The sequence below is a fragment of the Methylobacillus methanolivorans genome, assembly GCF_054588515.1.
On sequence record NZ_BAAILT010000008.1, the window covers coordinates 1 to 5,465 of the forward strand.

Consider the following 5,465-nt stretch of genomic DNA (forward strand, 5'->3'; position numbering starts at 1 on the left):
CAGACATAACCGTTAGTGCGTGTGCTTGGCACATTCACTGATATCTGATGGAATTTGCTTAGCAAATTCGTCTTCAACAAAGAGAAGAAGTAAAGATGGTATTTTGATTGCTGCTTTAGAGCAACCTTGACTTGATGGTTCAAGTTTCAAGGTTATAGGATCAAGCCTCACGAGCAATTAGTATCGGTTAGCTTAACGCATTACTGCGCTTCCACACCCGACCTATCAACGTCCTGGTCTCGAACGACTCTTTAGTGTGCTCAAGGCACAAGGGAAGTCTCATCTTGAGGCAAGTTTCGCGCTTAGATGCTTTCAGCGCTTATCTCTTCCACACTTAGCTACCCGGCGATGCCACTGGCGTGACAACCGGTCCACCAGAGGTGTGTCCACTCCGGTCCTCTCGTACTAGGAGCAGCCCCCCTCAAACTTCCAACGCCCACGGCAGATAGGGACCAAACTGTCTCACGACGTTTTAAACCCAGCTCACGTACCACTTTAAATGGCGAACAGCCATACCCTTGGGACCGGCTACAGCCCCAGGATGTGATGAGCCGACATCGAGGTGCCAAACTCCCCCGTCGATATGAACTCTTGGGAGGAATCAGCCTGTTATCCCCAGAGTACCTTTTATCCGTTGAGCGATGGCCCTTCCATACAGAACCACCGGATCACTATGACCTGCTTTCGCACCTGCTCGACCTGTCCGTCTCGCAGTCAAGCAACCTTATGCCATTGCACTATCAGTACGATTTCCGACCGTACCTAGGTTACCTTCGCACTCCTCCGTTACTCTTTGGGAGGAGACCGCCCCAGTCAAACTGCCCACCATGCACGGTCCCCGATCCAGATAATGGACCTAGGTTAGAACCTCAACAACATCAGGGTGGTATTTCAAGGTTGGCTCCACGAGAACTGGCGTCCTCGCTTCAAAGCCTCCCACCTATCCTACACAAATCTTGTCAAAGTCCAATGCAAAGCTACAGTAAAGGTTCATGGGGTCTTTCCGTCTAGCCGCGGGTAGATTGCATCTTCACAAACATTTCAACTTCGCTGAGTCCCGAGAGGAGACAGTGTGGCCATCGTTACGCCATTCGTGCGGGTCGGAACTTACCCGACAAGGAATTTCGCTACCTTAGGACCGTTATAGTTACGGCCGCCGTTTACCGGGGCTTCGATCAAGAGCTTGCACCCCATCACTTAACCTTCCGGCACCGGGCAGGCGTCACACCGTATACGTCCACTTTCGTGTTTGCACAGTGCTGTGTTTTTATTAAACAGTCGCAGCCACCTTTTCACTGCAACCCCATCGAGCTCCGGACGCGAGGTCCTTCACCCTACCGGGGCGCACCTTCTCCCGAAGTTACGGTGCTAATTTGCCGAGTTCCTTCTCCCGGGTTCTCTCAAGCGCCTTAGAATTCTCATCCTGCCCACCTGTGTCGGTTTGCGGTACGGTTCACATATACCTGAAGCTTAGTGGCTTTTCTTGGAAGCTTGGTATCAATCACTTCGTCTCACAAGGAGACTCGTCGTCACGCCTCAGTCTTAACCTCCCGGATTTGCCTAAGAGATCAACCTACACGCTTAAACCACCTATTCCAACAGATGGCTGACCTAACCTTCTCCGTCCCCACATCGCAGTATATGTAAGTACAGGAATATTAACCTGTTTCCCATCAGCTACGCATCTCTGCCTCACCTTAGGGGCCGACTCACCCTGCGCCGATGAACGTTGCGCAGGAAACCTTGGGCTTTCGGCGAGGGAGCTTTTCACTCCCTTTATCGCTACTCATGTCAGCATTCGCACTTCTGATACCTCCAGCATTCCTCACAGAACACCTTCGCAGGCCTACAGAACGCTCTCCTACCATGCATATAAATATGCATCCGCAGCTTCGGTTACGTGCTTAGCCCCGTTACATCTTCCGCGCGGGACGACTCGACCAGTGAGCTATTACGCTTTCTTTAAAGGATGGCTGCTTCTAAGCCAACCTCCTGGCTGTCTGTGCCTTCCCACTTCGTTTTCCACTTAGCACGTCATTTGGGACCTTAGCTGGCGGTCTGGGTTGTTTCCCTCTTGTCCACGGACGTTAGCACCCATGGACTGTCTCCTGTGATTGCACTTCTCGGTATTCGGAGTTTGCCATGGTTTGGTAAGCTCTTATGAGCCCCCTAGCCATAACAGTGCTCTACCCCCGAGAGTGAGACACAAGGCACTACCTAAATAGCTTTCGGAGAGAACCAGCTATCTCCAAGTTTGTTTAGCCTTTCACCCCTATCCACAGCTCATCCCCTAATTTTTCAACATTAGTGGGTTCGGACCTCCAGTACCTGTTACGGCACCTTCATCCTGGCCATGGATAGATCACTTGGTTTCGGGTCTACACCCAGCAACTGAACGCCCTATTCGGACTCGCTTTCGCTACGCCTCCCCTATCGGTTAAGCTTGCTACTGAATGTAAGTCGCTGACCCATTATACAAAAGGTACGCAGTCACCCCTTACGAGGCTCCCACTGTTTGTATGCATGCGGTTTCAGGATCTATTTCACTCCCCTCCCGGGGTTCTTTTCGCCTTTCCCTCACGGTACTGGTTCACTATCGGTCGATTACGAGTATTTAGCCTTGGAGGATGGTCCCCCCATGTTCAGACAGGATTTCACGTGTCCCGCCCTACTTGTCGTTACCCTAGTTCCACATACGGGATTTCATATACGGGGCTATCACCCACTATGGCCGGACTTTCCATTCCGTTCTATTATCGCGTATGCTAAAAGTAACAGGCTTTTCCGGGTTCGCTCGCCACTACTTCCGGAATCTCGGTTGATTTCTTTTCCTCGAGCTACTTAGATGTTTCAGTTCACTCGGTTCGCCACCTTTCCCCTATATATTCAGAGAAGGTTACCCTTGCGGGTGGGTTTCCCCATTCGGACATTCCCGGATCAAAGCTTGTTTGCCAGCTCCCCGAGACTTTACGCAGGCTACCACGTCCTTCATCGCCTGTAATCGCCAAGGCATCCACCACATGCACTTATTCGCTTGATCCTATAACGTTAAAACCTGAGCCCTTTTAAACTCAAATCTCGTGATGCATGAGACATCCGCTATAGGTTTTCTAAAGCACTTCATCTGATCACACCAAGCTGATGCGATCAAACTAATTTGAACTGTTAATTCTTACGAACCAACGCCGTTCAAATGTTTCGATTTTGCAATCAAATTACCCATTGAATATTTCAGACCTCATCACAAAGTCCTACTTTATTCTCTTTACTTCTTCCATTTTGTTAAAGATCAGTCTAGCTTCTAAAAGCTAGACATAAAAACAGCACGCTGCACTTATGTCTAACTTTTCAACAAAGAGTTGGTGGAGGATGACGGGATCGAACCGACGACCCCCTGCTTGCAAAGCAGGTGCTCTCCCAGCTGAGCTAATCCCCCATTACTTCACAGTAATCTGGTGGGTCTGGTTGGGCTCGAACCAACGACCCCCGCCTTATCAAGACGGTGCTCTAACCAGCTGAGCTACAGACCCTTAAGGCCAATCTTTGTTGCGCTCTTTAAACAACCGATAAGTGTGAATGCTTGCAAGCAAGGCATACTCTAGAAAGGAGGTGATCCAGCCGCACCTTCCGATACGGCTACCTTGTTACGACTTCACCCCAGTCATGAATCCCACCGTGGTAAGCGCCCTCCTTACGGTTAGGCTACCTACTTCTGGTGAAACCCACTCCCATGGTGTGACGGGCGGTGTGTACAAGGCCCGGGAACGTATTCACCGCGACATGCTGATCCGCGATTACTAGCGATTCCGACTTCATGCAGTCGAGTTGCAGACTGCAATCCGGACTACGATCGGCTTTCTGAGATTAGCTCCCCCTCGCGGGTTGGCAACCCTCTGTACCGACCATTGTATTACGTGTGAAGCCCTGGCCATAAGGGCCATGAGGACTTGACGTCATCCCCACCTTCCTCCGGTTTGTCACCGGCAGTCCCAATAAAGTGCCCAACTGAATGATGGCAATTATTGGCAAGGGTTGCGCTCGTTGCGGGACTTAACCCAACATCTCACGACACGAGCTGACGACAGCCATGCAGCACCTGTGTCCACTTTCTCTTTCGAGCACCTAATGCATCTCTGCTTCGTTAGTGGCATGTCAAGGCCAGGTAAGGTTTTTCGCGTTGCATCGAATTAATCCACATAATCCACCGCTTGTGCGGGCCCCCGTCAATTCCTTTGAGTTTTAATCTTGCGACCGTACTCCCCAGGCGGTCTACTTCACGCGTTAGCTGCGTTACTAATGGATTTTACTCCACCAACAACTAGTAGACATCGTTTAGGGCGTGGACTACCAGGGTATCTAATCCTGTTTGCTCCCCACGCTTTCGAGCATGAGCGTCAGTATTAGGCCAGGAGGCTGCCTTCGCCATTGGTATTCCTCCACATCTCTACGCATTTCACTGCTACACGTGGAATTCTACCTCCCTCTCCCATACTCTAGCCTTGTAGTTTCAAACGCAGTTCCCAGGTTGAGCCCGGGGCTTTCACATCTGACTTACAAAACCGCCTGCGCTCGCTTTACGCCCAGTAATTCCGATTAACGCTTGCACCCTACGTATTACCGCGGCTGCTGGCACGTAGTTAGCCGGTGCTTCTTATCAAGGTACCGTCATCCTCACATAGTATTAATATGTAAGTTTTCTTTCCTTGCGAAAGAGCTTTACAACCCGAAGGCCTTCTTCACTCACGCGGCATGGCTGGATCAGGCTTTCGCCCATTGTCCAAAATTCCCCACTGCTGCCTCCCGTAGGAGTCTGGGCCGTGTCTCAGTCCCAGTGTGGCTGATCATCCTCTCAGACCAGCTACTGATCGTCGCCTTGGTAGGCTTTTACCCCACCAACTAGCTAATCAGATATCGGCCGCTCCATTAACGTGAGGTCCGAAGATCCCCCACTTTCCCCCTCAGGGCGTATGCGGTATTAGCTAATCTTTCGACTAGTTATCCCCCATTATTGGACACGTTCCGATATATTACTCACCCGTTCGCCACTCGCCACCAGAGAGCAAGCTCTCCGTGCTGCCGTTCGACTTGCATGTGTAAAGCATGCCGCCAGCGTTCAATCTGAGCCAGGATCAAACTCTTCAGTTTAATTCCGACTATTACTTGTGACCTCTTTCGAGGTCGGTATATCGCTTGGCTTAATCTCAAATGAATCTTAGGTGTAACTAAAAGTTACAGATTTCATTTAAGTGTTAAGCACTTGTATTTTGAGTTTCAGATACATATATATGTATCTTTTTGCACTCACCTACAAGCACCCACACTTATCGGTTGTTCGTTTTGTTAAAGAGCGGTTACTTCGTTACTTCTTTTGTCGCTGCCGATTCGTTTCCAAATCAGCGAGAGGTGCGCATTATACAGACCTTTTTCATTCGGTCAAGCTAGTTTCGAAAATTATTTTTAAACAA

Annotated in this window: 2 tRNA genes and 2 rRNA genes; all 4 read right to left on the reverse strand. The window is 50.0% G+C overall.

The features are described from left to right. Positions 1 to 156 precede the first annotated feature (156 nt). Positions 157 to 3,040 (reverse strand): 23S ribosomal RNA (locus LG202_RS14155). Positions 3,041 to 3,360: 320 nt separating this feature from the next. Then, positions 3,361 to 3,436 (reverse strand) — tRNA-Ala (locus tag LG202_RS14160). A gap of 17 nt (positions 3,437 to 3,453) precedes the next feature. Next, positions 3,454 to 3,530 (reverse strand) — tRNA-Ile (locus LG202_RS14165). A gap of 72 nt (positions 3,531 to 3,602) precedes the next feature. Further along, positions 3,603 to 5,145 (reverse strand): 16S ribosomal RNA (locus LG202_RS14170). The 16S and 23S rRNA genes sit together here with 2 tRNA genes alongside, the layout of an rRNA operon. Between the last annotated feature and the right edge of the window lie 320 nt (positions 5,146 to 5,465).